This is a genomic window from Rhizobium sp. Root274 (genome assembly GCF_001429245.1).
Classification (GTDB): Bacteria; Pseudomonadota; Alphaproteobacteria; order Rhizobiales; family Rhizobiaceae; genus Allorhizobium.
The window spans coordinates 1222115-1247237 of the sequence record NZ_LMJE01000001.1; the positions used below are offsets into that span (position 1 = coordinate 1222115).

A 25123-nucleotide genomic window follows, 5' to 3' on the forward strand; every position below is an offset into this window, starting at 1 on the left:
GACGTCTTCAGCTCGCTTTGGCCAGCCCCGCTTCGCTGGCGAGGATGCGGTCGAGGGCTGATGTGAACCGATCCACTTCCTCGACCGTGTTGTAATGCACCATCGAGACGCGCAGCATGCCGCCATGGTCGGTCAGGCCGAGATATTCGGCAAGCCGGCGCGAATGGAAATCGCCAAAGCGCATGGCAATCTTCTCGGCATCCATGGCCTTGCAGAGGTCGGCTGCCTCGCGTCCGTCGAAACGGAAGGCGATGGTCGGCACACGCTGGCTGTCACGGTTGACGGACTGTCCGATGATGCGGCAGTCATTGCGCGAGCGGAGATAGGTCAGAAGCCGCTCGGTCAGGGCGTTTTCCTGCACAGTGATCGCGCCATAAGCGGCCTCGATCTTGGCGCGCGTGCTGCCGGTTTCGCCGGCCTGCTCGCCGAGTGTCGTCAGGTAGTCGACGATCCCGCAGGTCGAGTAGGCAAGCTCATAGTTCGGATTGCCCGGCTCAAGTTTGCCCGGGACTTTGTCCTTGCCGTAGAAATAGTGGTAGAGCGTGTCGAGCTCGAGCAGCAGTTCGTAACGGGCATACATCAGCGCATAATGCGGACCATAGGTCTTGTAGAGGCTGAATACGTAATAATCGACATCGAAGGCCTGCACATCGACAGCGCGGTGCGGCGCATAGGCGACAGCATCGACGCAGATCTTCGCGCCACGCGCATGGACGAAATCGGCGATTTCGCGGATCGGGTTGATCGAACCCAGGATGTTCGAGCAATGGGTGACGCAGACGAGTTTTGTGCGGTCACTCATCAAAGGGGCAAGGTCCGCGAGGTCGAGCGTCAGCGTCTCCTTGTTGAGTGGCCAGATCTTCAAGACAACGCCGCGCTCCTGCAGGCGGTCCCATGGGCCGATGTTCGATTCATGATCCGCCACGGTGATGATGATTTCGTCGCCGGCCGAAAGCTGGCTGTGCATGGCCCGGGCAAGGTTCTGGATAAGCGCGGTCGTCGAGTTGCCGAAGACGATTTCTTCCGGACGGCTGGCATTGACGAGGTGCATGGCTGCTGTGCGCGCCTCGTAAAGGGCAGCCGCTGCGGCCTGGGACACCTCGTAGGAGCCGCCGATCTGGACATTCTTCTCGTAGAGGAACGTGTTGATCCGCTCGACGGCGCCCTTCAGGATCTGCGATCCGCCAGCATTGTCGAAAAAGGTCCAGCCGCGGTCGAGGCCGGGAAACTGGCTGCGGACATAGTCGAGATGGAGCGTTGAAGCGGTGGCCATTCTTGGCGTCCTCCGGATTTTCTTCTTGTTCAGTGTTCGAGGACCGCGCGCAGGAAGCCGCGCGTCCGTTCATGCCTCGGGGCATCGAAGATTTCAGCCGGGGTGCCGGCCTCTACCAGCCTCCCGCCATCCATGAAGATCACCCGGTCGGCGACCTGACGGGCAAAGCCCATTTCGTGGGTGACGACGATCATGGTGACGCCGGTACCGGCGAGTTTGCGCATGACATCCAGCACCTCCCCGACCATTTCCGGATCGAGCGAGGAGGTCGGTTCGTCGAAGAGGAGAACACGCGGCTCCATGGCGAGAGCCCGGGCGATGGCCACGCGCTGCTGCTGACCGCCAGAGAGCTGGCCCGGGAATTTCTCGGCCTGCTCCCCAATGCCGACGCGGGCAAGCAGTTCGCGCGCCTTGCGTTCGGCATCGACAGGTGACGTTCCCCGAACTCGCATCGGCGCCAGCATGACGTTTTTCAACACCGTCATATGCGGAAAGAGATTGAAGGACTGGAAGACCATGCCGACCTCGGCCCTCACCTTGGCGAGTGCCGGGCCGGGTTCGACCCGGATGCTGTCGACGGTGATGCGGCTATCGGGCTCAAACGCTTCGAGGTGATTGATGCAGCGGATCAGCGTCGATTTGCCGGAGCCCGAGGGACCGATGACGCAGACCACCTCGCCTTCGGCGATGTCGAGATCGATGCCGTGCAGAACGGTGAAGGTGCCATAGGCCTTTTTCAGGCCTCGGATAGAGATGAGCGGGGCCTTGTCCATCAGCGTTTCCCCCGGCTGAAATGTTTCTCAAGACGGGCGACGACCGCGACCATCGGCCAGAGCAGCGCGATGTAGATGAGGGCTGCCCCAATCAGCGGCGTCGGGTTGGCCGCGAGCGCCTGGGCTTGCGTGGCCTGCTTGAGCAGATCCGGCATCGCAACGACCGAGGCGAGCGCGGTATCCTTCATGACGTTGATGCAGTTGTTGGTGAGCGGCGGAATGACGATGCGGATCGCCTGCGGCAAGATCACGTCGATCATCGTGTCCTTGTTGGACAGGCCAAGCGCTGCCGAAGCTTCGAACTGGCCATGCGGGATGGCTTCGATACCGGCGCGGAAGATTTCGGCGGTGTAAGCGGCAGAGACCAGCGAGAGCGCGGTGACGGCTGAGAGGAACGGCGAGAGGCGAATGCCGACGAAGGGCAGCGCATAGTAGACGACGATCAGCAGCACTAGCAGCGGGATCGAACGGAAGATGTCGATATAGATGCGGATGACGAGCTTGATGAAGCCCGGCGCATAGAGCCTGGTCACGGCGAGGAAGAGGCCGCCGACAAGGCCAACCAGAATGCTGGTGATGCCGATCTCCAGCGTGACGACCAGCCCCCACAGAAGCTGTGGCAGGCTGTCGATCATCACCTGCAGATTGAAGAAGGTATTGAGAAGTGTCATGCCGCCTTGGTCCCCGTGGCAGGCCGGCGGGACAGATGTGCCCCGCCGGTCGCGTTTCGAGCGTTACTTGCCCTTGGGCATGTCGAGGACGGCAACCGTCGAGGTCGTGTCTTCAGCCTTGGCGCCGAACCAGGTCTCGTGCAGCTTGGCGATGAAGCCCTCGCCCTTCAGCGTGGTGATGACGGCATTCACCTCGGTTGCGAGCGGATCGTTCTTGTTGAACATGATCGAATATTTCTCGCCGGTCGGGATGCGCTCGACCACCTTCAGTTCCGGCTTGTCTTTCACGTAGTAAAGAAGCGCCGGGATGTCGGAGATGTAGCCATCAACACGGCCCGCGACGAGGTCGAGCATGGCCGGCTGCAGGCCTTCGAAGCGGCGGATCTCGCCGAGCTTATAGTCGCCCTTGTGCGCGTCGGCCCACATGTCGCCGGTCGAGCCGGTGTCGACGCCGACGACCTTGTCGGCCATGTCCTTGAGGCCGGTGATGCCGGAGGCGGCGGTGACGGTCAGCGACTGGTCGCTGTCATAATAGGGCTGCGCGAAGGTGACCGATTCGAGGCGCTTTTCGGTGATGGTGATCGAGGAGATCGCCATGTTGATGCGGCCGGACTGGACGGCCGGGAAGAGGCCGTTAAACGGCGTATTGACGAACTCGACCGTCTTGCCGAGGCGCTTGGCGATTTCGTTGACGAGGTCGACCTCGAAACCGGTGACCTTGCCGCTGGCGTCTTCGAATTCCCAGGGCACGTTGCCGATGTTGGCGCCGACGGTGAGATCGGCAGAATGGGCCGCTCCCGTGGCGAAGACGCCAAACAGGCCCGCCAGGAGGGTGATCTTGATGCTGGATGTACGTGTCATGAGAGTTCCCCTTGTTTTTTGAACATGACTCAATCTACATTTGGTCTAACTGGTCAGACCAGTCAGGCCAAACAAGCATGCTCGTTTCCGCTTGGCAAGGTGGCTTGTGAAAAAATACAATGCCGGCGCCAGAGGGCACGGATCGGAAAAGGAATCGCATGTTCAACAAGACGCTTGTTCCACAGTCGGTGGCACGCGAGATCCAGACCATGATCCAGTCCGGCCAGTTGAAGGCCGGCGAGAAAATCCCTTCACAGCGGGAATTTTCGCAAAAGTTCGGCATCAGCCGCGCATCATTGCGCGAGGCACTGCTGACGCTGGAAACGCTCGGCCTTCTGAAGACCGAGGCGGGGCGCGGCACCTTTGTCGTCAAGCCTACCCAAAGTGCCAGCGGCACACCGGGCCATATGGCACCCTGGCGCTATTCCGATAGCTATTCCGTCTTCGACGTCTTCCAGACGCGTATCCTGCTCGAAGGCGAGATCGCGCGGCTTGCCGCCGGGCGGCTGACGCAATTGCAGCTCGACCGGATGGAGCAGGCGACCCGCACGATGGAAGAGTGCTGGGCCAATCAGGATCTGCTCGCCAATGTCGAGGCCGATCTCGATTTTCACGGGACGATCGTCTCCGCCTGTTCGAACGCGATGCTGAAGGCGCTCTACCAGACGGTGCGCGATCAGGTGACGGAAACCCAGCGCCAGCCGATCCCGATCACCGATCCGGAGCGCATGCGCGAATCGATCGGCGAACACCGCAAGATTATTGCGGCGCTCAGGGCCAATGACGGCCAGAGGGTGAAGCTGGAGATGGAAACCCATATCCGCAACACGGCGCGCTGCGCCGGGCTTGAGCCTTAAGCCGCCACCGTCGCTCGCAGTTGAGAAGCCGCATCGCGCACGACATCGGCGACGTCCGTCAGCTGTCTCGCAATCGGGCTCGTCTTGCGCCAGATCATGCCGATCGTGCGAGACGGCTGTGGCTCCTGGAAGCGCGCAATGGAGACGGCAGCCGAGCGCGTCTCAACCGACATTGCGATTTCCGGGATGAGCGTGACCCCGATGCCGGCGCCCACCATCTGAACCAGGGTCGTCAGCGAACTGCCGTCGAGGATTTCGCGCGGGCGCACCGAGCCCATGTCGCAGAAGGAGAGCGCCTGTTCGCGGAAACAATGTCCCTCTTCAAGCAGAAGCAGGCGCATCTCGCGCAAGTTATCCTTGCTCGGCACCGGCTTTGCCTCATCCTCCAGCGGACGGACCAGCACGAAGCTCTCTTCGAAGAGCGGGATTTCCTCCATCGACGGTTCGGACACCGGAAGCGCGACGATGGCCGTATCGAGCCGTCCATCCGCCAGCTCCTGGATCAGCTTCGGCGTCACGGTTTCGCGGACATGGATATCGAGATCCGCATTGGCGCTGGTCAGACTAGAGATCAGCGCCGGCAGCAGATAGGGCGCAACGGTGGGGATGACCCCGATGCGGAGCCGTCCGACGAGCTGGCTGCGATGGGCGCGGGCGAGATCACCGAGTTCATCGACAGAGCGCAGAATATCGCGCACCCGAAGCAGGAATTCTTCGCCAAAAGCCGAGAGCCGGAGCTGCCGGGCCGCACGCTCGAAGAGTTCTGCGCCCAGCGTGTCTTCCAGCTCCTTGATCTGTACTGAGAGCGCCGGCTGGGAAATCGAACAGGCCTCGGCCGCGCGGCCAAAATGGCCATGACGAGCCAGAGCATCGAAATAGCGCAGCTGCCGGAGGGTAAAATTGATCATAACCTTAGCCTATGGAACTCATCATTATTTCTAACTTACATTAATGAACTCGCTTTGCTAGAACAATTCCAGAAGCTGCCGGATGGGCGCCGTCACTAGGGGTGAAGGCGATACGATCCGGCGGTCGGCGATGGCTCCCCCGCCTTTCGCCGGCGACTTCATCAGGCTGTGACGCTGGCGTGTTCGATTGAACAATGGCGGCCGCAGCCAGCCACAAGCGGGTTCTTCTAGGAGGCAATAATGGATACCCTGAGCAACAAAGCTGCCGGCAAATGTCCGGTCATGCACGGTTCGAACACGGAAACCGGCGCAACGCCCGTGGCCTGGTGGCCGAACGCACTGAACCTCGATATCCTGCACCAGCACGATACGAAGACCAATCCGCTGGGCAAGGACTTCGACTATCGCGAAGCGGTCAAGTCCCTCGACGTGTCTGCACTGAAGGCCGACATGAAGGCCCTCTTCCGTGACAGCCAGGAATGGTGGCCGGCCGACTGGGGCCATTACGGCGGGTTGATGATCCGTCTTGCCTGGCACTCCGCCGGCTCCTACCGGCTGGCTGATGGCCGTGGCGGCGGCGGCACCGGCAATATCCGCTTTGCTCCGCTCAATTCCTGGCCCGACAATGCCAGCCTCGACAAGGCCCGCCGCCTGTTGTGGCCGCTCAAGAAGAAGTACGGCAACAAGATCTCCTGGGCCGACCTCATCCTCTTTGCTGGCACTGTCGCCTATGAAGACATGGGTCTGAAGACCTTCGGCTTTGCCTTTGGCCGTCCCGACATCTGGGGTCCGGAAAAGGACGTCTATTGGGGTGCCGAAAAGCAGTGGCTTGCCCCGTCCGACAACCGCTACGACGACGTGACCAAGCCTGATACGATGGAAAACCCGCTTGCCGCCGTGCAGATGGGTCTCATCTACGTCAATCCGGAAGGCGTGAACGGCAAGCCGGATCCGCTGGCGACCGCCGCACAGGTCCGCGAGACCTTCGCCCGCATGGCGATGAACGACGAAGAAACCGCAGCGCTCGCTGCCGGTGGTCATACCGTCGGTAAGGCGCATGGTAACGGCAATGCCCAGGCGCTCGGCGTCGAGCCGGAAGCCGGCGAAGTCGAAAACCAGGGCCTCGGCTGGCTGAACCCGAACCAGAACGGCAAGGCGAGCCTCGCCGTGACCTCTGGCATCGAAGGCGCCTGGACGACCAACCCGACCGTCTTCGACATGGGCTATTTTGAGCTGCTGTTCGGCTATGACTGGGAACTGACGCACAGCCCCGCCGGCGCGCAGCAGTACCAGCCGGTTGGCATCAAGGAAGAGCATATGCCGGTCGATGCGACGGATCCGTCGATCCGTCGTATGCCAATGATGACCGATGCCGACATGGCGATGAAGGTCGATCCGGCCTACCGCGCCATCTGCGAAAAGTTCATGGCCGACCCTGAATACTTCAAGGACACTTTTGCCCGCGCCTGGTTCAAGCTGACCCATCGCGACCTCGGCCCCAAAGTTCGCTATATCGGTCCGGAAGCCCCGACCGAAGATCTGATCTGGCAGGATCCGATCCCGGCCGGTCCCAAGAACTACGACGTCGGTGCCGTCAAGGCGAAGATCGCTGCCTCTGGCCTCTCTGTCGCCGAACTGGTTGCCACCGCCTGGGACAGCGCCCGCACCTATCGGCAGTCCGATATGCGCGGCGGTGCCAATGGTGCGCGTATCCGTCTCGCCCCGCAGCGCGAATGGGAAGGCAATGAGCCGGCCCGTCTCGGCAAGGTGCTCTCGGTTCTCGAACTGATCGCCGCAGAGTTCGGCGCGAGCGTCGCTGACGTCATCGTGCTCGCCGGCAATGTCGGCATCGAAAAGGCTGCCAAGGCTGCCGGCTACAAGGTCGACGTGCCCTTCGCTGCCGGTCGTGGTGATGCCACTGCCGAGCAGACCGATGCTGCAAGCTTTGCAGCGCTTGAGCCGCTCGCCGATGGTTTCCGCAACTTCGCCAAGAAGGACTATGTCGTCAGCCCGGAAGAGATGCTTCTCGACCGCGCCCAGCTGATGGGTCTGACGGGTGCGGAAATGACCGTGCTGCTCGGTGGTCTGCGTGTGCTCGGCGCCAATTTCGGCGGCTCCAAGCACGGCGTCTTCACCGACCGCGAAGGCCAGCTGACGACCGACTTCTTCGTCAACCTGACCGATATGGGCTTCACCTGGAAGCCGACGGGCAAGAACTCCTACGACATCTGCGACCGCAAGACCGGCGCGGTCAAGTACACCGCGACCCGCGTCGACCTGGTGTTCGGCTCGAATTCGATCCTTCGCGCCTATGCGGAAGTCTATGCTCAGGACGACAATCAGGAAAAGTTCGTGAAGGACTTCGTGGCCGCCTGGACCAAGGTGATGAACGCCGATCGTTTCGACCTTCAGGCCTGATGCGATTTGATGGGCCGGCACTCCTTACGGGGTGCCGGCATCTGCGAAAGCCGGAGATGCCGCCGCGTCTCCGGCTTTTTGCGTTCCGGATGAGCGATTGGACGCTTAACGCAAAAAGGCGCGAAACCGCCGCAGCGAGAGGGCGAAGAACACGCTGGAAATGGCAACAAGGGCCAAGAGCTGCGGCCAGACCACCGAGATCCCGGCATCACGAAACAGCACAGCCTGGGCCAGAATGACGAAATGGGTGTTGGGCGCCAGCGTCATGATCCATTGAATCACCTCCGGCATGCTTTCCCTTGGCGTCATGCCGCCAGACAGGATCTGCAGCGGCAGGAGCACCAGCATCAGCAAAAGCCCGAATTGCGGCATGGAGCCGGCGACGGTTGCGAGGAAGATGCCCATGCAGGTGGCCGCGACGAGCTGAAGGGCGGCTCCTAGAATGAACAGCAGGATCGACCCATGCAACGGCACCTGCAAAGCCCCCTCGACCACGACCAGTAGCGAGAAGATCGTCGCCAGAAGGACAACAAGGCCCATGGACCAGATCTTGCTCAGCATGATCTCCGACGGGCTGACCGGCATGACCAGAAGATGCTCGATGGTGCCGTGTTCACGCTCGCGGATAAGGGCAGCCCCCGTCAGGATGATCGACAACATAGTCACCGCCGAGATGACCTCAGTGATCGAGCCAAACCAGCTCTTGTCGAGTTCGGGATTGAAGCGCGAGCGCAGCACCAGATTGGCCGGCACCGTGGTGGCGTCGCGGCCACGATCGAGAAATCCGTTCAGTTCGGTGGTGACGATCTGCTGGATGTAACCGCCGCCGGTAAAGGCCTGGGTCATCTGCGTCGCGTCGATGTTCAGCTGGATCCGTGGAGCTTTCCCCGCCAGCAGATCCCTCTGGAAACTCGGGGGAATATCCAGCACGAAGGTGTCCAGACCTGAATTCATGCGCGGATCTATCTCAGCCGGGGTGATCAGCTTCGGAGGCAGGAAATAGGGTGGATAAAAGGCTGCGATGATGCGCTCCGAGGCAGGCGAACGATCCTCGTCGACAATGGCAATGGCGGCCTTGTTCAGCGTTTCCGGTTCCGCCGTTGCGGCGGTGTAGATGTTCACGGTGAAGGCATAGAGGATCAGCAGCAGGAGTGCCGGGTCGCGGACAAGGCCCCGCAGTTCCTTGATGCCAAGCTGGAAGATTGTCGCCAGTCGCATCGCTCACTCCGCCTGCTTCTTGAGGAGAAGGGTGCCGGCCGTCAGAAGCACGGGACCGACGATCGCGAGCGCGACAAGCGGCGTGCCGAGGTCGGCAAAGCCCAGCGCTTTCGAGAAGACACCACGGGAGATCGTGACGAAGTGACTTGCGGGGTAGATCTGGCCGATCAAGGCACCAGCGCCCTGCAGTGCCGAGACCGGCGACATCATGCCGGAGAACTGCACGGCCGGGATGATGGTGAGCAAGGTGGTGCCGAAGATCGCGGCGATCTGGCTCTTCATGAAGCTCGACAAAAGCAGGCCGAGCGCCGTGGAGGCAAAGACATACAGGAATGCACCTAGAGCCAGCGCCCAGAAGTTGCCAGTCAGCGGCACCCGGAAGGCGAAAACGGCGAAGGCCGTCAGCATCAGGAAATTGAGGCAGGCGATCGCGAGATAGGGGATCTGCTTGCCGAGCAAAAATTCGAGCCGGGTCACGGGTGTCACGTAGAAATTGGTGATCGAGCCGAGCTCCTTTTCGCGCACCACGCTGAGCACCGAAAGCATGGCGGGGATCAGCATCAGGAGCAGCGGGATGACCGCGGGCACCATGGCAACCAGGCTTTCGACACCTGGATTGTATCGATAGCGCAGTTCCAGACCGAAGCGACCCGATGCAGCCGCATCGCCGTAGAGCTCCCGCGCCTTGCGGGTGAGCCAGCCTGCATGCATGCCCTGCACGTAACCCGACACGGTTTCCGCGCGCATCGGCATCGCGCCGTCGATCCAGGCGCCGATCTCGACCGGCTCCCCTCCCCGCTGCAAATTCCGTCCGAAGCCCGAGGGAATTTCGATCGCGAGACTGATCTCGCCGGAGCGCATTCGGCGATCGAGATCGGCATAGTCGGTAATCGGCGGTCGCTCGATGAAATAGCGGGAGCCGGAGATCTCGGCGATGTATTCGCGGCTCAACACCGTGTCGTCGCGGTCGAGGGCGGCAAAAGTGAGGTTCTCGACGTCGAGGTTGATGCCGTAGCCGATGACGAACATCAGGATGAGGCTTCCCACCATGGCAAGCGTCGCCCGGATCGGGTCCCGGCGCAGTTCCAGCGCTTCGCGGCGGCTGAAAGCCAGGAGACGGCGACGGTCGATGAACCCGCGCTGTCGCGGTCGGGTTGGAACCGGAGCGGGTGCTGGCTCGGGGGCCTCGGGCTCGTCTGCAACAGCGGCCGCAGTTGCATTTACGCCGATCGCCTCTTCCAGATAACCGATGAAGGCTTCATCCAGGCTCGATGCCGCCCGGCTCGCCACGATCGCTTTGGGCGTATCCGTCACCAGCACGCGGCCGGCATGCATAAGTGAAATCCGGTCGCAGAGCTCCGCCTCGTTCATGAAATGGGTCGAGACGAAGATCGTAACATTGTCGCGCCGAGACAGGTCGGCCAGCAGTTGCCAGAAGTCATCGCGGGCAATGGGATCGACGCCGGAAGTGGGTTCATCGAGAATCAGGATGTCCGGCTTGTGGATCAGGGCGACGGCGAGAGACAATCTCTGGCGCATGCCAAGCGGCAGGCTGTCAGGCAGGTCATCGAGTGCTGTCGCCAGGCCGAAACGCTTGGTGAGCTCCTCGATACGCGGAGCGATCTCGGCTTCCGCCATGCTGAAGAGACGGCCATGCAGTTCGAGGTTCTGCCGCACCGTCAGCTCGCCATAAAGCGAGAAGGCTTGGCTCATATAGCCGACGCGTCGTCGGATGCCGATATCCTTGGGGTCGACCGCACGGCCGAAAACCTCTGCCTTGCCTTCACTTGCCGCAAGCAGGCCTGTCAGCATTTTCATCGTCGTCGTCTTGCCGCAGCCGTTCGATCCGAGGAAGCCGAAGATCTCGCCCTTCGGAATGTCGAAACTCACCCTGTCGACGGCGGTAAAATCGCCAAAGCGCATGGTGAGCCCTTCGGCCCGTATCGCGGTTTCCGCTGCCGCTCCGTCGATCCTTGCCGGGATCGCCAGCGTCCTGTGCTGCCGACGCTTTTCTTCCGGCAGGAGCGCGATAAAGGCAGCGTCGAGATTGTCGGTCGCTGTCGTCTCGAGCAGGTCCGTCGGCGAGCCGGAGGCAAGTACCGAGCCTTCATCCATTGCAACCAGCCAGTCGAAGCTCGCTGCCTCTTCCATATAGGCCGTGGCGACGATCACGCTCATGCCGGGCCGCCTTGTGCGGATCTCGTCGATGAGCTGCCAGAACTGACGCCGTGACAGAGGATCCACGCCCGTCGTGGGCTCGTCGAGGATCAGCAGGTCCGGATCATGAATAAGCGCGCAGCAGAGGCCCAGCTTCTGCTTCATGCCGCCGGAAAGCTTGCCGGCCGGCCGGTCCGCGAAAGGCGAAAGTCCGGTCGCCTGCAGGAGGGTGCGGATGCGTCGCTCCCGTTCCGTCCGGTCCTGGCCGAAGATGCGTCCGAAGAACTCGATGTTCTCGTAGACGGACAGGGTCGGGTAAAGGTTCTTGCCCAGACCCTGCGGCATGTAGGCGATGCGCGGGCAATTCAGGCGGCGGTGGCGGGAACTGGCCATGTCGCCTCCCAGCACCTCGACCCCTCCCTCCTGAATGACGCGCGCTCCGGCGATGAGCGAGAGCAAGCTGGACTTGCCGACACCGTCAGGACCGATCAGGCCGACCATGACGCCGGCCGGGAGATCCAGTGACACCGATTTCAGCGCGCGTGTCTTGCCATAGCTGAGGCCGACACCTTCCATGCGCACCACCGAAGCCGGCGATGGATTGTCGCGGGCGGAAGCGTCCATGTCACTTCACCAGCGTGCTGGTCAGGCTTTCGGGCCAGGGAGCCTGGGGATCAAGATTGACATAGGCCATGCCCGGAAGCCCGGTCTTCACCTGGTGGATGTATTTTTTCAAAAGTTCTTTCGGGATCGCCGCCTTGACCCTGAACATCAGCTTCTGGCGCTCCTCCTCGGTTTCCACCGTCTTGGGCGTGAACTGGGCAACATCGGCCACGAAGCTGACCTCAGCCGGGATCGTGTAATTGGGAACGGCGTCGAGAACGATCCGGGCTTCGCTGCCAAGGGCGATCTGCCCAACCTGCAGGGTGGGGAGAAAGAAGGACATATAGACATCGGCAAGGTCCACCATGTTCAAGACGCGGCCACCGGCGGCCAAAACCTCACCCGGCTGCGCCACGCGGTACTGGACCCGGCCGTCGCGGGGCGCGCGCAGTGTACTGTCGGCGATATCGGCATTGACCTTTTCGATCGCGGCCGTCGCCACGTCGATCGCCGCTTCGGCATCAACGATCTGGGCCCTGGCCGCGCCGATCGCGGCATCGGAAGCAGCAACCTGTGCTCTGGCTGCAGCAAGTGCCGCCTTCGCGCTTGCAACGTTTGCTCGATCATCATCCACCGTCTGCTGGCTGGTGGTGTTGCTCTCGATCATCCGTTCGGCGCGTGCGAGCTTGATCGTGGCCGCATCGAGTTGCGCGTTGCGCTGGTCGACGGTTGCGAGCGCCGCCGCGCGTTCGGCTTCGCGCTGCGCCACCAGGCTCTTTGCAGTTTCGACGCCGATCTCAGCCCGGCGCCGCTCGGCCTCCGCCTGGCGAAGTCCCGCCTGCAATTGATCCGTGTCCATTTCGGCCAGAACCTGGCCTGCCGTGACGAAGTCCCCTTCGCCGACCAGGATTTCCTTCACCCGGCCGCCGCTCTTTGCCGAGATGTCGACTTCGACAGCCTCGATACGGCCATTGCCGCTGGCGATATGATCCGGGAGACCGTCACCCGCATAGGTTTTCCAGCCGTAATAGGCACCGCCCGCCACCAGGAGGACCAGCACTGCGGCCAGCAGGCCGCCCTGTCGCTTCGCCATGTCATCTCTCCGCACCATCCAGCAGACATGGCCGCGGAAACGGCCATGTTCCTGCAGGCAGTGTTACGACTGCAGCGCAGCAATGATCTTGATTCAAATCAAGAAAGGGCCAGCAGTCGCCGCGGTTTCAGGCGGCTGGCTTCAAAAGCGACTGCTCGGCGCACAAGCTGTGGGGAGCGGGGATCAGAAGCCGATGGCGAGCCGACGCAGATCCTTGATGTCGGGAGCTGCCATCGATTCGAGATGCCGCTCCCAGGCGAGCGCCGTTGAGACGATCACGTCAAGGTCGTCGTGCCGAGGCTGCCAGTCGAGGACAGTGCGTGCGAGCGTTGAATCGGCGACCACCAGACCAGCGTCGCCCGGACGGCGGTCGACGTAATCGACGGCGAAAGTCTGGTTGGTCGCGCGGCGCACCGCCTCGATGATATCGAGCACGGAATAGCCACGGCCATAACCGCAATTGGCAACCAAAGGACCGCCACCCTTGCGCAGGTAGCAAAGCGCCCGCAGATGCGCATCAACGAGATCGTTGACGTGGATGTAGTCGCGTACACCGGTACCGTCGGGCGTCTCGTAATCCGTGCCGAAGACCGACATGGACTTGCGGCGGCCAAGGGCTGCCTCGCAGGCGACCTTGAGAAGATGGGTGGCGCCGACAGCCGAATTGCCGGCGCGGCCTTTCACATCGGCACCGGCCACGTTGAAATAGCGCAGCGCGACGTAGTTCAGGCCATGGGCCCGCGCCGTGTCCCGGAGCATCATTTCGCTCATCAGCTTCGACTGGCCATACGGCGTTTCGGGGCGCAGCGGCGCATCTTCGCGGATGGGCTGAGCGTTCTCAGGTGTGCCATAGACGGCCGCCGTCGAGGAAAAGATCACCTTGTCGATCCCAGCCTTCACGGCAGCGGTCAACAGGCGATGGGTATTACCGGTGTTGTTTTCGTAATAGCCGAGAGGATCCGCAATCGAGTCCGGCACGACGATCGAGCCGGCGAAATGGATGATCGCCTCGATGTCGTTCTCCGCGAAGACATGCTTCAGGACTGAAGGCTTGCCAATGTCGCCGAGATAGAAGCGCGCCTGCGGCGCAACGGCCCAGCGGAAACCAGTCGAGAGTCGATCGACGACCACGACTTCTTCGCCCGCTTCGAGCAAAGCCCAGACCATGTGGCTGCCAATATAACCGGCTCCGCCCGTGACCAAGATCGCCATGATTTTCTTCCCGCAGTTTCTTATTGGGAAGACAGGAACACGAACGACCTTTCCGAGTGCTTATCAATCGGCGTCAAGCGATTGAAACTCATTGCATTTTACGAGCTTTGCTGAAGACCGCGTCAACAGATTCACTCGCATTTTATGCAATTTCAACCGCGTCCCATGCGAAAGCCTAGAGAGCCCTGATGAAGCCGGCCAGTCGCTCCGCCGCGTCCTCGATCTGCGCGGGATTGCGCAGGAAGCAGGCACGCAGAAATGGCAGCCCACCCTCGCCAAAAGCCGTTCCCGGCGCAAGGCCGACCCCGGTCTTGTCGACGATGTCGAGGGCTGCCTGGCGGCTGTCGGTGATGCCGTCGATCTTGAGGAAAGCGTAGAGCGCACCTTCCGGCTTCAGAGTCTCGACCCGGTTGGTGGCAGTGAGCGTGTCGCAGAGGATATCGCGGGACTTCGTCGCGCGGGCGATGTTCTCACGGACGAAATCGTCACCGTCGTCGAGCGCGACCACAGCGCCGCGCTGCATGAATTGGGCGACCCCGGACGTCGAATATTGAATGAGATTTTCCAGCACTTGTCCCAGTTCCGGCGGAGCCACGATCCACCCGACACGCCAGCCGGTCATCGACCAGTTTTTCGAGAAGGAATTGGCGAAGATCACTCGGTCGCCCTCTTCCATCACATCAAGGAAAGAAGGTGCCCGCGTCGCACCGCCGTAATAATAGAGCGCGTAGATCTCGTCGGCGAGGATCCAGATGCCGTGGCGCCTAGCAATCTCCAGGATCGCCTTCAAGTCTTCGCGGGTAGCAGTCCAACCGGTCGGGTTCGACGGAGTATTGATGAAGAGAGCCCGGGTCTTCGGCGTGATCGTCTTTTCGAGCCGGTCGAGATCGAGCATCCAGCGGCCATCGGCGAAATCCAGCGGCAGGCCGACCGATTTGCCGCCGGCGAGATCGATGGCGGCAACGATGTTCGGCCAGCAGGGCGAAAGATAGATCATCTCGTCGCCGGGCGAGGTGAGCGCCTGAACGGCAAGCGCAATCGCCTGCATGCCTGAGCCGGTCGCGTAAAAATGCTCGGCTGGAAGATCGACGGAAAAGTGGCGCTGGTAATAGCGTGACAGGGCCTGGCGGATTTCCGGAATGCCGCGCTGCCAGGTGTAGAAGGTCTCGCCGCCGAGAAGTGCTTCGCTGGCCGCGCGGTTGATGAAATCCGGGGTCGGCAAATCGCCCTCACCGGCCCAAAGCGGCAGAAGGCCATCGCGACCCCGCGCGTAATTGATGATTTCGACAATCCCGCTTTCCGGGGCTGCGAGGGCGCGCGGGCTCAGGCTTTCCAGCAAAGACATGCGGTGGGCTCTCCTTCGTTCTGAGTGCCCTGTCTAGCTGATGCGCCACAGAAAATCCCATGATTTTCCGTGAGGAAGGGATCGATACGGCTGATGGATGGCTGCGGCGGCATGCAAGGATGACCGCAGCCAAAGCCTTCAGCGGGTTTTCAAAAGGTCGCGGATCTCGGTCAGCAGCTGGATATCGGCCGGAGGCGGCGCTGCTTCGGTTGCCTTCTGCTCTTCCTTTTCCATCGACTTGCGGATCGTGTTCACGCCCTTGACCATCAGGAAGATAATCCAGGCCAGGATCAGGAAATTAATGACCACGGTGATGAAGTTGCCATAGGCGAAGACGGCACCCTGTTCGCGGGCGGCGGTAAGCGACGTCGCCGTAACCTTGCTGCTCAGGGGCAGGAAGTAGTTGGAAAAATCGAAGCCACCGAAGACCACGCCGACCACCGGCATGACGATGTCCTGAACGAGCGAATTGACGATCAGGCCGAAGGCCCCGCCGATGATGACGCCGACCGCAAGGTCCATGACGTTGCCGCGCGCAATGAATGTCTTGAATTCGTTCAGCATACCCCTGCTCCTTTGTCATGCTATCCACCGCCGTCCCGGGCAGTGCCTGTTATCGTTAACGAAAATCAATTCATTCGGAAATGGTGATTTTTGCTTCGCGCCGGATTCTCTTCGACTTAAGATCAAGACACCGAGCGATTTCAAAATACGCAGACATCCCCTAGAGTTCCCCAGGGGTGCGATGAGGAGGAAAGCGTGCTTCCTGGCTGGATCATCGTTGTCGCGGCGCTCGGCTATCTGCTGTTCCTGTTTGCGGTGGCGAGCTATGGCGACCGCAAATCGAAGATCAACGGTGTTCCGGCCGGTGGCCGGCCGATGGTCTATGCGCTGAGCCTTGCCGTCTACTGCACGTCCTGGACCTATTTTGGCGGCGTGGGACTTGCTGCCGAGCACGGGCTGGAATTCATGGCGATCTATATCGGGCCCATCCTGATGTATACGCTCGGAATGCCGATCCTTCGGCGCATCATCAATCTCGCCAAGACCGAAAAGATCACCTCGGGCGCGGACTTCGTGGCTGCCCGTTACGGCAAGAACCCTATTGTCGGCCTCTTGGTCACGATCATCTACCTTGTCGGGATCATCCCCTATATCGCGCTCCAGCTGAAGGCCGTATCCAGTTCGGTCGCCGCCGTCATGGACCCATCGGCCTATGGAATCGGCACGGGCAATCTCTATTTCATCGATCTGCCGCTGATCGTCGCCTTCCTCCTCGCCTGCTTCGCCGTGGTCTTCGGTACGCGGCACACGGATGCAACAGAGCATCAGGACGGCCTGATCCTGGCGATTGCGATGGAGTCGGTGGTCAAGCTGGTCGCATTCTGGACGCTCGGCATTTTCGTGGTGTTCACGCTCTATGACGGACCGGCGGATCTCTGGCAGAAAGCGACCGAAAGCCCTGCCGTCATGGCGGCCCTGTCACACCAGACGCCCGCCAGCCGCTGGATCCTGCTGATCCTTCTTTCGGCCTTTGCCATCATCATGCTGCCACGGCAGTTCCATGTGACGGTGGTCGAGAACCGCACGCCGCGCGAGCTGAAGCTCGCCGGCATCCTGATGCCGATCTATCTGATCGCCATCAACATCTTCGTCCTGCCGGCCGCGATCGGCGGGGTGTTAACGTTCGGGGGCGGAGGTGATGCCGATCTTTACGTGCTGTCGCTGCCGCTTGAAGCGGGCAATGGGCTGGTGACCCTGATCACCTTCATCGGCGGTTTCTCTGCGGCGACCGCGATGGTCATCGTTGCCTCGGTCGCGCTTGCCATCATGATTTCCAATGACATGGTGCTGCCGATCTTCCTGCGTCAACGCCTGCTCGGACGACCGAGCCAGCGCGAGGATTTTGCCAAGACGCTTTTGCATATCCGCCGCACGGCCATCTTCGGCGTGCTTTTTCTCGGCTATGTCTATTTCCGTTCGGCAGACAACACGACAGGGCTTGCCAAGATCGGCCTTCTCTCCTTCGCCGCCATCGCCCAGATCGCGCCGGCGATGTTCGGCGGCTTGATCTGGAGACGGGCCAATGCGCGAGGGGCAATCGCCGGTCTGACAACCGGTTTTCTCGTCTGGGCCTATCTTCTCTTCCTGCCGAGCCTCGGTGCCACCGATCATTCCTGGATCGCGTCCAGCATGCTGGGCTTTCTGCTGCCGGGTCTCTCGATGTTCGAGGCGCAATATGCCGACCCGCTGGTCAATGCGACGATCTTCAGCCTGCTGGTCAACACGCTCGCCTTCGTCATCGGATCCCTCAGCCGCAATCCGCGCCCGGTCGAGCGCATCCAGTCGGCGATCTTCATCAAGCGACAGCCTCGCTCCAACTTTGCCACGCGCGGTTGGAAGACCAGCGTCGCGGTCGGCGATCTGAAGGCCGCAATCGCGCGCTATCTCGGCAATGAGAGAATGGAGCGTTCCTTCCGATCTTACGAACAGGCGGCGGGTCGGAAGCTGGCGGACGATAGCCCCGCCGACATGGCCTTCATCCATTTCTCCGAACAGCTTCTCGGCAGCGCAATCGGCTCGTCCTCGGCCCGTCTCGTTTTGTCGCTCATCCTGCAGAAGGCGGAGGACCCGTCTGCCGACACGGTATGGCTACTCGATCAGGCATCGGAAGCACTCCAATATAATCAGGACATGCTGCAGACGGCGCTTGCACAGATGGAACAGGGTATCGCCGTCTTCGACGCATCGGATCGACTGACCATCTGGAACCGTCGTTTCCGCATTCTCCTGGATCTGCCGGAGCATGTTGGTCAGGTCGGCTTTCCCCTTGCCGACATGATTGCCATCCTCGCCCAACGCGGCGACGTGGCGGCATCGGATGTCGCGACCGTTATCCATGGATTTCACCAGTTCGACCATCCGTTCCAGATGGTGCTTTCCGGTGGCCAAAGGATCATCGAAGTGCGCTGCAACCTGATGCCCGACCAAGGGCTGGTCGCGACGTTCAGCGACATTACCGCCCGGGTCGAGGCCGATCAGGCGCTGAAACAGGCAAACGAGACGCTGGAGCAACGGGTGAGTGAGCGCACCGCAGAGCTTACCCGGGTCAACCATGCCCTGGCCGAGGCGCGGGCAGCGGCCGATGAAGCCAATATCGGCAAGACCCGATTCTTTGCCGCCGCCGGCCACGACATCCTGCAGCCGCTGAATGCGGCTCGCCTCTATTCGTCTTCCCTTGTCGAACGGCTGGGAGATTCGGAAGATAGCGCTCTGGTTGAGAACATCGATTCAGCGCTGGAATCGGTCGAAAGCATTCTCGGCGCGGTTCTCGACATCTCCAGGCTCGATACCGGCGCGATGAAGCCGCGTTTTTCCACCGTGCCGCTCAATGGTCTTTTGCAGAAAATCGAAACGGACTTTGCGCCCATGGCGCGCGAGAAGAACCTCAAGCTCGTGGTGATGCCGACCAAATTCTCCGTGAGGTCGGACCCGACCCTGTTGCGCCGGCTGATCCAGAACCTGGTGTCGAACGCGATCAAATACACACCGGCGGGTCGTATCGTGGTCGGCGCGCGGCGTCAGGGCGACAAGGTGGTGATCCAGGTGACCGATTCCGGCATCGGTATTCCCTCGTCCAAGTTCCGGACCGTTTTCAAGGAGTTTGCCCGGCTTGAAGAAGGCATGCGCACCGCGTCCGGCCTCGGCCTTGGCCTCTCGATTGTCGACCGCATCGCGCGGGTGCTGCACCATCCAGTGGAACTGGCGTCCAAGCCCGGCAAGGGCACGACTTTCAAGGTGGTGATGCCGATGGACGTGGCGAAGCCTGCCTCGGACGGCGTGGTGAAACTGGCGCCCGAGGGCCGTGCCACCCCCTCGCTGCAGGGCTTCCGGGTGCTGTGCATCGACAACGAACCAACGATCCTCGAGGGCATGCAGCTGCTGATCTCCGGCTGGGGCTGCGAGGTCAGTTGCGCAGGCTCGATCGCCGAAATGGATGCGCTGCTGGAGAAGAGTCCCTCTCCCGATCTCGTCATTGCCGACTACCATCTTGGCGATGGCAGCGGGATCGGGGCAATCCTGCGTTTGCGCGCGCTGACCAAGGCGGACATGCCGGCACTGCTCATCACTGCCGATCGATCGGCAGAGGTGCGCGCTGAAGCCGAACGCCACGCCATCACGCTGCAGCACAAGCCGGTGCGCCCCGCTGCTCTCCGGGCCTTCATGACGCAGGTCTCCTCGCAACGCAGGGCGGCGGCGGAATAGGCTGCCGCTTTTGCGGACAAAAGGAACCATAGGTCCCGTGCGTCGCCACACCTGGCGTCCCTCTTACCTTCGCCTTCCGGAGAATAGCAGAGGGCAGCAAAGCTCACTATGGTGGGGTGACCCGACGCAGCAGGGAGGGCTGACGAAGGCATGAAAATCGCTGTTTTGTCCGACATCCATGGCAACCGACAGGCCTTTGAGACCGTGCTTGCCGATGCAAGGGCTCGAGGTGCGGAACGCTTCGTTATCCTCGGCGATATCGTCGGCTATGGCGGCGATCCTAAGTGGTGCGTCGAGACCTGCATGGCCATGGTTGCTGAGGGCGCTATTGCCGTGCGCGGCAATCATGACCAGGCGATCAGCGACCCCTCCTATGCGATGAATGCCTCCGCCGGGATCGCGATCGACTGGACGCGCATCACGCTTGAGCCGTCGCATCGAGAATTTCTCGCACGTCTGCCGGTCTCCGCCACCGAGGAGGATCGGCTCTATGTGCATGCCGAAGGTTCGGCGCCAGGCCGGTTTACCTATGTGCATGACCGCAGCGACGCCGAGGCCCATTTCAGAGGTTGCAGTGCGCGGCTCAGCTTCTGCGGCCATGTGCATGCGCCGGCACTTTACGGCCAGGGCTTGGGCGGCAAGATCACAACCTTCGTTCCGTCGTCCAATATCGGCATTCCCGTCGGTCCCCCGCGACGCTGGCTTGCCGTGATGGGTTCAGTCGGTCAGCCCCGCGACGGCAATCCGGCAGCAGCCTGGGCGCTTTACGACACGCAGGATTGCGAGCTTTCCTTCCGCTGGACGGCCTATGACATAGACGGCGCGGCAAACGCCATCCGTGCCGCATCATTGCCGGAAGGTCTGGCGCTGAGGCTTTACAGGGGACGCTGACGCCGGTCGGGCAAGGCTCGGGAATTGGGGGATCGCATGGCACGCACACGGATCGACGAGGGCGACGTTATCGACGGCTTCACGCTCGGCAAGCTCGCCCATACCGGTGGCATGGCGAAGCTCTATGAAGTGACCCATCCGGACCATGCGGGCCCCCTTCTGATGAAGGTACCGCGCATCGGCTCTGGCACTGACCCTGCCACCATCGTCGGCTTTGAAATGGAGTTGATGATCCTTCCCCGGATCAGCGGCCCGCACGTGCCCCGCTTTGTGGCGCGCGGCGACTTTTCGCGTCAACCCTACATCGTTGTAGAACGACTGCCGGGCAAGTCGCTCTATCCCCTGCTGGAGCGACTGCCGTGTTCACAGCCAGAGGTCGTCGAGACCGCTGCGAAGATCGCGACAGCACTTACCGACCTTCATCGCCAGAAAGTCGTCCATCTCGACATCAAGCCGTCCAACATCCTCTTTCGCGATACCGGCGAGGCGGTGCTTGTCGATTATGGTCTCGCCCGCCATCTCGAGCTTCCCGATCTGATGGACGAGGAGTTTCGGCTGCCCTATGGCACCGCGCCCTATATGGCGCCGGAGCAGATCCTGGGCGTCCGCTCGGATTTCCGGTCAGATCTGTTTGCGCTCGGCGTGTTGATGTATTTCTTCTCGACCGGGCGCCGGCCCTTTGGCGATCCGCAGCGTATGAATGGTCTGAAGAAGCGGCTGTGGTGGGATCCGCCCCCGCCGCGCGAGCTCAACCCGATGGTCTCGAAGGCATGCCAGGAGATCATCCTGCGCTGCCTGGAGGTCAATCCTGCGCGTCGATACCAGTCGGCAGCTCAACTCGCCCTTGACCTCGGCAATCTTTACGATGTCCGTCTCACGGCCCGCGCGGAAAAGACCAGCCGGGATGGCTGGCGCAAGGTGGTGAAGCGCATGCTGAACCCCGATCCAATCGAGTTGATCAAACCCAAAGGGGCGGCCGCCATTCTCGCTTCCGCGCCGATCGTGATGGTCGCCATCGACCTGAATGCGGCAAGCCAGGAACTGGCCGAGGCACTGCGGGAGACGGCGAAAAGGATTATCCGCAACACGCCCCATGCCCGGATCGCCTGCGTCAACGTGTTGAAAATCGCCCGCATCGCGCTTGATGACGATCTCGACGCAGATGGGAACAGCAAACACGTTATGCGGCTTGCTGCCCTCAAACATTGGGCAGCGCCGCTCGGGGCGGACGAGGCGGATATAACCTATCACGTGCTGGAGGCCGTCTCTCCGGCTCAAGCAATCCTCACATTCGCCCGTGACAACAATGTCGATCACGTCGTCATGGGTGCCCGAGCCAATTCGACGCTGCGCTCCTTGATGGGAAGCGTCTCCGGTGAAGTGGCAGCCTCCGCTCCATGCTCCGTTACCGTTGTTCGGGTTCGCGGCGCGAGCGCTCCGGTCGGCAAACAAAGCTCGATCATAGAGGGCGAAGCCGATCTCGCCGGGCACGCGTAAACGCACAGGGCTCGGGGCGCCAATGCTCCTATAGCCGCAGCGACCACACTGTCGCCTGTGTCACGGCCCCTTGTTCGGCGATGAGCCGCAAGGCCCTTACCGGCTCAAAGCCGGCGATGCGTTTCGTACCGGCCAGACGTCCGCCATCGGCGAAGACTTCGAGCGATCCGTAGTCGAGGAAGACGCGGATGCGCCTCACGCCTGCGGCTCTTGCGATATAACGCGGCCCCGGTGGCTCTTCCGGCCGGTCGAGAAAGCCGTGCAGAATCTCAAGACCTTCGGCATGCTGGGCGAGCGCCAGGCGCATCTCCGGATGATCGAATTCCAGGCGGAATTCCGCGCCGGGCTGACCCAGCTCGAACACCACTTCGGCGGCCCCATGCGGCAATTGCACCGATTGCCCGGCCACCAGCCGTGTGCGGTCTATCATCCGGGCTCTCAGGCTTTCCGCCGCACCAATGGGCGGGGTGAGCAGTTCGCCGCCGTCGAGAACCAGGGTGCGGGGCAGGCTCATGGCCGAGGGGAAATCAACCGTCGGACCGGTGTCGGCCCAATTGCCGAGCCAGCCAATACCGACCGGTGTGCCGCCATCGACAAAAGCCTGGAAGGCATAGTTGTCCGTGCCGAAATCCAGTTCGCGACCGAACTCCTTGGCGAACGACCGGCCATCGAACCAGCCGATGTCGATCATGGTCAGGTTGCGGCGCCCGGTTTCCTTGTCCTCGCCATTCATAAGCCCATAGATGAGCGCCCAGCGCGTCGCGGGGTCCCGTGCATCGCCATCGACTGGCAAAAGGCATGGGCATTCGAGTGCCGAGGTCTGGTAACGCGTCTCGGTGTAAAGCTTGCCGAGATAGGTCCAGCCGTCTGCGGCGGTGTTGTCTGCCGTCTCGTAGAGCAACACCACGCCGCCCTCGGCGCTCTGGCTGCCGAGCAGCATCTTCCAGAGCCCATCGGGACCACGAAAGACATAAGGATCGCGGAAATCGAAGGTCAGCCCCTCGCCATCCGGCCTGCGCGGCAGGAGCACTTCGGCGGCGCCGGCGCTAAAGAGATCGGTCGAGGTTGCCGTCAGCTGGATTTCCTGTTCCGGAATCCGGTCAGCGATCTTTTCGGTAAAGAAGACACGGATACCGGGCCCGTCGGGTCGAGCGATGGCGGAACCGGAAAAGGCGCCACCTCGCTTGTCTGGCCGGACGGTCAGTTCCTCCGAGGGAAACAGGAAGACCGGCAGATGGCGCCAGCGCAGGTAGTCGGGCGAGACAGCGTGGCCCCAGTGCATATTGTTCCAGATACGGCCATGCGAGTAATGCTGGTAAAACAGATGCGGGCGTCCGCCAAAGCGACCAAAGCCGTTTGGATCATTCATCCAGCCGAAGGGCGGGCGGAAGTGATAGCCATTCGGCAAGTCGGGTGGCTCGTTGGCTGGATTTGTGTGGATGACGGTGATGCCCGTTTCCAGGACGTCGGACGGGGTGAACCAATAGGCCACTGAGACAGAGGTGACCGCCGTATCGTAAGCGAGCGTCACGGTGCCGCCGCCGAAGACATGGTAGATGCGGAAGGAGTTTTCCTCGGCATTGACCGCCTGAACCTCGCCGAACTTGCCATTGACGCTGTAGAGGGACACGGATCCGGGCTCGGCCGGTGTGACCGCCTTCAGCCACAGATGCAGCATGGCATTGACCGGGAGATCCACATCGATGGTTCGGTGACCTTCCGGAATTGCGTGCGATATCGTCATGCTTGTCTCCTGCCGCTCATGCCCGACTGCCCATATCAGCATTCAACGGACCATCATGGTTCCCTGTTCCCTCAGGCACCGTCACAGAGGTTTCAGAAAAACGTCATGGCTGTTTCACGCGAAGCACCTATCGCCGCAGGACGCGATCCACGGACGAGGGAGACCCGCCATGCGCCTTGCCATGCTTTTCGTCAGCCTGTTCTTTGCGCTTGTTGCAGCCGCCGCGAGTCTGGCGCGGATCCCGGCTCCGATGCATGCAGCCTTGATCCACGACCGGCTGACCCATGCCAACCTCTACCGCGATCATGTGATGGTGGTGGCGCATCGGGCCGGCTGGAAGCAGAACGGCAAACCGATGCGGGCGGAAAACTCCTTCGCTGCCATCGACCATGCCTCTGCGATCGGCGTCGAAATGGTCGAACTCGACGTTCGCCGCAGCCGCGATGGCGCACTGGTGATCATGCATGACGAAACGCTGGATCGCACGACAACCTGCCAGGGCAAGGTTGCCGAGCGGGATCTCGCGGACTTGAGGACCTGTCGCCTGATCGTCGAAGGTGTGCGCGAAGTCACCGACGAACATGTCTTCACGCTGGAAGAGGCCATGCTGCATGCGCGCGGCCGGATCATGATCAACATCGACAACAAGCTGGAGCCCGAGGCTCTGGTCGAGGTCGCCGACCTTGCGCGTCGGCTCGACATGACGAATGGCGTGCTCCTGAAGATGGCAATCTGGAACCCGGAGCGGCTGCAGCTTGCCCGCGACATCCGCCGCGCCATCGGTCCCGATATCGCATTCATGCCGATCCTGGCCGACGACGCGGTAACCGAGCCCGCCTTTGTCGATCGGACACAATCGGCGCTTGGCACACCGGCTGCCGAACTGATCCACTGGCACCGCGACGCTAGCCTGCCGCTCACGCCCGATGGCGGCCCGCTGCTTTCGCCGCTGTCACGGGCTGCGGCGATCCGCAACAACACGCATCTGTGGATCAACACCTACCCGATCACCGACCGGCCGGAAGGCATGGTGGCCGGTGGACGCGGCGATTATCTCGCTTTGAAGACCGGGCGCCCGGAGGATGTCTGGGGCTTCTTCGTCGAGCGTGGCGTGACGATCATCCAGACCGACGAGCCGGAGGCGGTCATCGCCTGGCTCGACGCACAGGGCCTGCGTCAGCCGTATGAACTGACGAATTGACGGTGTCATCTCCCCCTTGCGGGGGAGAAAGTGAAATCGAGGAATTGGCCCGATCAGGGCCAAACCTCAGATTTCACAAGAGAGGGGCTCCATTCGTGCGTCTCTGCCCCCTCTCTTGCAATTTCTAGTACTTAG

18 protein-coding genes are annotated in these 25123 nt (G+C 61.7%); 6 read left to right on the plus strand and 12 right to left on the minus strand.

The genetic code is table 11. The features are described from left to right. Positions 1–7: 7 nt before the first annotated feature. From ASE36_RS06145 to ASE36_RS06160, 4 genes are all read right to left on the minus strand, one after another. Positions 8–1273, minus strand: coding sequence for a cysteine desulfurase-like protein (locus ASE36_RS06145; protein ID WP_062276519.1), 1266 nt, complete (start codon positions 1271–1273; stop codon positions 8–10). Positions 1274–1302: 29 nt separating this feature from the next. Beyond that, positions 1303–2046, minus strand: a complete 744-nt coding sequence (locus ASE36_RS06150) for an amino acid ABC transporter ATP-binding protein (protein WP_062276529.1) — start codon at positions 2044–2046, stop codon at positions 1303–1305. Beyond that, complete coding sequence (locus tag ASE36_RS06155; RefSeq protein ID WP_062276531.1) at positions 2046–2717, minus strand: amino acid ABC transporter permease; 672 nt, start codon at positions 2715–2717, stop codon at positions 2046–2048. Before ASE36_RS06155 ends, ASE36_RS06150 begins: the two co-directional genes overlap by 1 nt. 63 nt (positions 2718–2780) lie before the next feature. Continuing rightward, positions 2781–3578: an ABC transporter substrate-binding protein gene (locus ASE36_RS06160; RefSeq protein ID WP_062276532.1), complete on the minus strand. Its 798-nt coding sequence runs from the start codon at positions 3576–3578 to the stop codon at positions 2781–2783. A 158-nt stretch (positions 3579–3736) separates the two neighbouring features. Here ASE36_RS06160 and ASE36_RS06165 point away from each other — a divergent pair, with 158 nt between their 5' ends. Further along, positions 3737–4435 (plus strand): FadR/GntR family transcriptional regulator, encoded by a 699-nt coding sequence (locus tag ASE36_RS06165; RefSeq protein ID WP_062276534.1) that lies wholly within the window; start codon positions 3737–3739, stop codon positions 4433–4435. Here the strand turns inward: ASE36_RS06165 and ASE36_RS06170 are convergent. Beyond that, on the minus strand, positions 4432–5343 hold the full coding sequence (locus tag ASE36_RS06170) for a hydrogen peroxide-inducible genes activator (protein ID WP_062276536.1): 912 nt from the start codon (positions 5341–5343) through the stop codon (positions 4432–4434). The genes ASE36_RS06165 and ASE36_RS06170 overlap by 4 nt on opposite strands. 240 nt (positions 5344–5583) lie before the next feature. Between ASE36_RS06170 and katG the strand changes: the two genes are divergently transcribed. After that, a complete protein-coding gene (gene katG, locus ASE36_RS06175; protein ID WP_062276537.1) occupies positions 5584–7761 on the plus strand; it encodes a catalase/peroxidase HPI in 2178 nt (725 codons plus the stop codon). Between the two features lie 105 nt (positions 7762–7866). Here katG and ASE36_RS06180 read toward each other — a convergent pair whose 3' ends face one another. From ASE36_RS06180 to mscL, 6 genes are all read right to left on the minus strand, one after another. Then, complete coding sequence (locus tag ASE36_RS06180; protein ID WP_062276540.1) at positions 7867–8979, minus strand: ABC transporter permease; 1113 nt, start codon at positions 8977–8979, stop codon at positions 7867–7869. Positions 8980–8982: 3 nt separating this feature from the next. Beyond that, positions 8983–11760: a ribosome-associated ATPase/putative transporter RbbA gene (gene rbbA / locus ASE36_RS06185; RefSeq protein ID WP_062276542.1), complete on the minus strand. Its 2778-nt coding sequence runs from the start codon at positions 11758–11760 to the stop codon at positions 8983–8985. Between the two features lies 1 nt (position 11761). Continuing rightward, on the minus strand, positions 11762–12832 hold the full coding sequence (locus ASE36_RS06190) for an HlyD family secretion protein (RefSeq protein ID WP_062276544.1): 1071 nt from the start codon (positions 12830–12832) through the stop codon (positions 11762–11764). A 183-nt stretch (positions 12833–13015) separates the two neighbouring features. Beyond that, a complete protein-coding gene (gene galE, locus ASE36_RS06195; RefSeq protein ID WP_062276546.1) occupies positions 13016–14044 on the minus strand; it encodes a UDP-glucose 4-epimerase GalE in 1029 nt (342 codons plus the stop codon). A 175-nt stretch (positions 14045–14219) separates the two neighbouring features. Continuing rightward, the gene (locus tag ASE36_RS06200; protein ID WP_062276548.1) at positions 14220–15389 is read right to left on the minus strand and encodes a pyridoxal phosphate-dependent aminotransferase; all 1170 of its coding nucleotides are present in this window, start codon (positions 15387–15389) and stop codon (positions 14220–14222) included. Positions 15390–15527: 138 nt separating this feature from the next. Further along, on the minus strand, positions 15528–15953 hold the full coding sequence (gene mscL, locus ASE36_RS06205) for a large conductance mechanosensitive channel protein MscL (RefSeq protein ID WP_062276550.1): 426 nt from the start codon (positions 15951–15953) through the stop codon (positions 15528–15530). A gap of 195 nt (positions 15954–16148) precedes the next feature. On the opposite strand from mscL, the gene ASE36_RS06210 reads away from it, so the two are divergent. The 3 genes from ASE36_RS06210 (at position 16149) to ASE36_RS06220 (ending at position 22043) form a co-directional block, all read left to right on the plus strand. Next, positions 16149–19655, plus strand: coding sequence for a PAS domain-containing hybrid sensor histidine kinase/response regulator (locus tag ASE36_RS06210; RefSeq protein ID WP_062276552.1), 3507 nt, complete (start codon positions 16149–16151; stop codon positions 19653–19655). Positions 19656–19805: 150 nt separating this feature from the next. Further along, on the plus strand, positions 19806–20546 hold the full coding sequence (locus tag ASE36_RS06215) for a metallophosphoesterase family protein (RefSeq protein ID WP_062276554.1): 741 nt from the start codon (positions 19806–19808) through the stop codon (positions 20544–20546). 36 nt (positions 20547–20582) lie between these two features. Continuing rightward, on the plus strand, positions 20583–22043 hold the full coding sequence (locus ASE36_RS06220; RefSeq protein ID WP_082510856.1) for a serine/threonine protein kinase: 1461 nt from the start codon (positions 20583–20585) through the stop codon (positions 22041–22043). Between the two features lie 28 nt (positions 22044–22071). Here the strand turns inward: ASE36_RS06220 and ASE36_RS06225 are convergent, their stop codons facing one another. Further along, a complete protein-coding gene (locus ASE36_RS06225; protein ID WP_062276556.1) occupies positions 22072–23787 on the minus strand; it encodes a GH32 C-terminal domain-containing protein in 1716 nt (571 codons plus the stop codon). A 169-nt stretch (positions 23788–23956) separates the two neighbouring features. On the opposite strand from ASE36_RS06225, the gene ASE36_RS06230 reads away from it, so the two are divergent. Continuing rightward, positions 23957–24988: a glycerophosphodiester phosphodiesterase family protein gene (locus tag ASE36_RS06230; RefSeq protein ID WP_062276558.1), complete on the plus strand. Its 1032-nt coding sequence runs from the start codon at positions 23957–23959 to the stop codon at positions 24986–24988. Positions 24989–25123: the final 135 nt, after the last annotated feature.

Bases quoted from the DNA above. Each gene is read 5' to 3' on its own strand.
- ASE36_RS06145 (WP_062276519.1), bottom strand. From the start codon at position 1,273: ATGGCCACCGCTTCAACGCTCCATCTCGACTATGTCCGCAGCCAGTTT.
- ASE36_RS06150 (WP_062276529.1), bottom strand. From the start codon at position 2,046: ATGGACAAGGCCCCGCTCATCTCTATCCGAGGCCTGAAAAAGGCCTAT.
- ASE36_RS06155 (WP_062276531.1), bottom strand. From the start codon at position 2,717: ATGACACTTCTCAATACCTTCTTCAATCTGCAGGTGATGATCGACAGC.
- ASE36_RS06160 (WP_062276532.1), bottom strand. From the start codon at position 3,578: ATGACACGTACATCCAGCATCAAGATCACCCTCCTGGCGGGCCTGTTT.
- ASE36_RS06165 (WP_062276534.1), top strand. From the start codon at position 3,737: ATGTTCAACAAGACGCTTGTTCCACAGTCGGTGGCACGCGAGATCCAG.
- ASE36_RS06170 (WP_062276536.1), bottom strand. From the start codon at position 5,343: ATGATCAATTTTACCCTCCGGCAGCTGCGCTATTTCGATGCTCTGGCT.
- katG (WP_062276537.1), top strand. From the start codon at position 5,584: ATGGATACCCTGAGCAACAAAGCTGCCGGCAAATGTCCGGTCATGCAC.
- ASE36_RS06180 (WP_062276540.1), bottom strand. From the start codon at position 8,979: ATGCGACTGGCGACAATCTTCCAGCTTGGCATCAAGGAACTGCGGGGC.
- rbbA (WP_062276542.1), bottom strand. From the start codon at position 11,760: ATGGACGCTTCCGCCCGCGACAATCCATCGCCGGCTTCGGTGGTGCGC.
- ASE36_RS06190 (WP_062276544.1), bottom strand. From the start codon at position 12,832: ATGGCGAAGCGACAGGGCGGCCTGCTGGCCGCAGTGCTGGTCCTCCTG.
- galE (WP_062276546.1), bottom strand. From the start codon at position 14,044: ATGGCGATCTTGGTCACGGGCGGAGCCGGTTATATTGGCAGCCACATG.
- ASE36_RS06200 (WP_062276548.1), bottom strand. From the start codon at position 15,389: ATGTCTTTGCTGGAAAGCCTGAGCCCGCGCGCCCTCGCAGCCCCGGAA.
- mscL (WP_062276550.1), bottom strand. From the start codon at position 15,953: ATGCTGAACGAATTCAAGACATTCATTGCGCGCGGCAACGTCATGGAC.
- ASE36_RS06215 (WP_062276554.1), top strand. From the start codon at position 19,806: ATGAAAATCGCTGTTTTGTCCGACATCCATGGCAACCGACAGGCCTTT.
- ASE36_RS06220 (WP_082510856.1), top strand. From the start codon at position 20,583: ATGGCACGCACACGGATCGACGAGGGCGACGTTATCGACGGCTTCACG.
- ASE36_RS06225 (WP_062276556.1), bottom strand. From the start codon at position 23,787: ATGACGATATCGCACGCAATTCCGGAAGGTCACCGAACCATCGATGTG.
- ASE36_RS06230 (WP_062276558.1), top strand. From the start codon at position 23,957: ATGCGCCTTGCCATGCTTTTCGTCAGCCTGTTCTTTGCGCTTGTTGCA.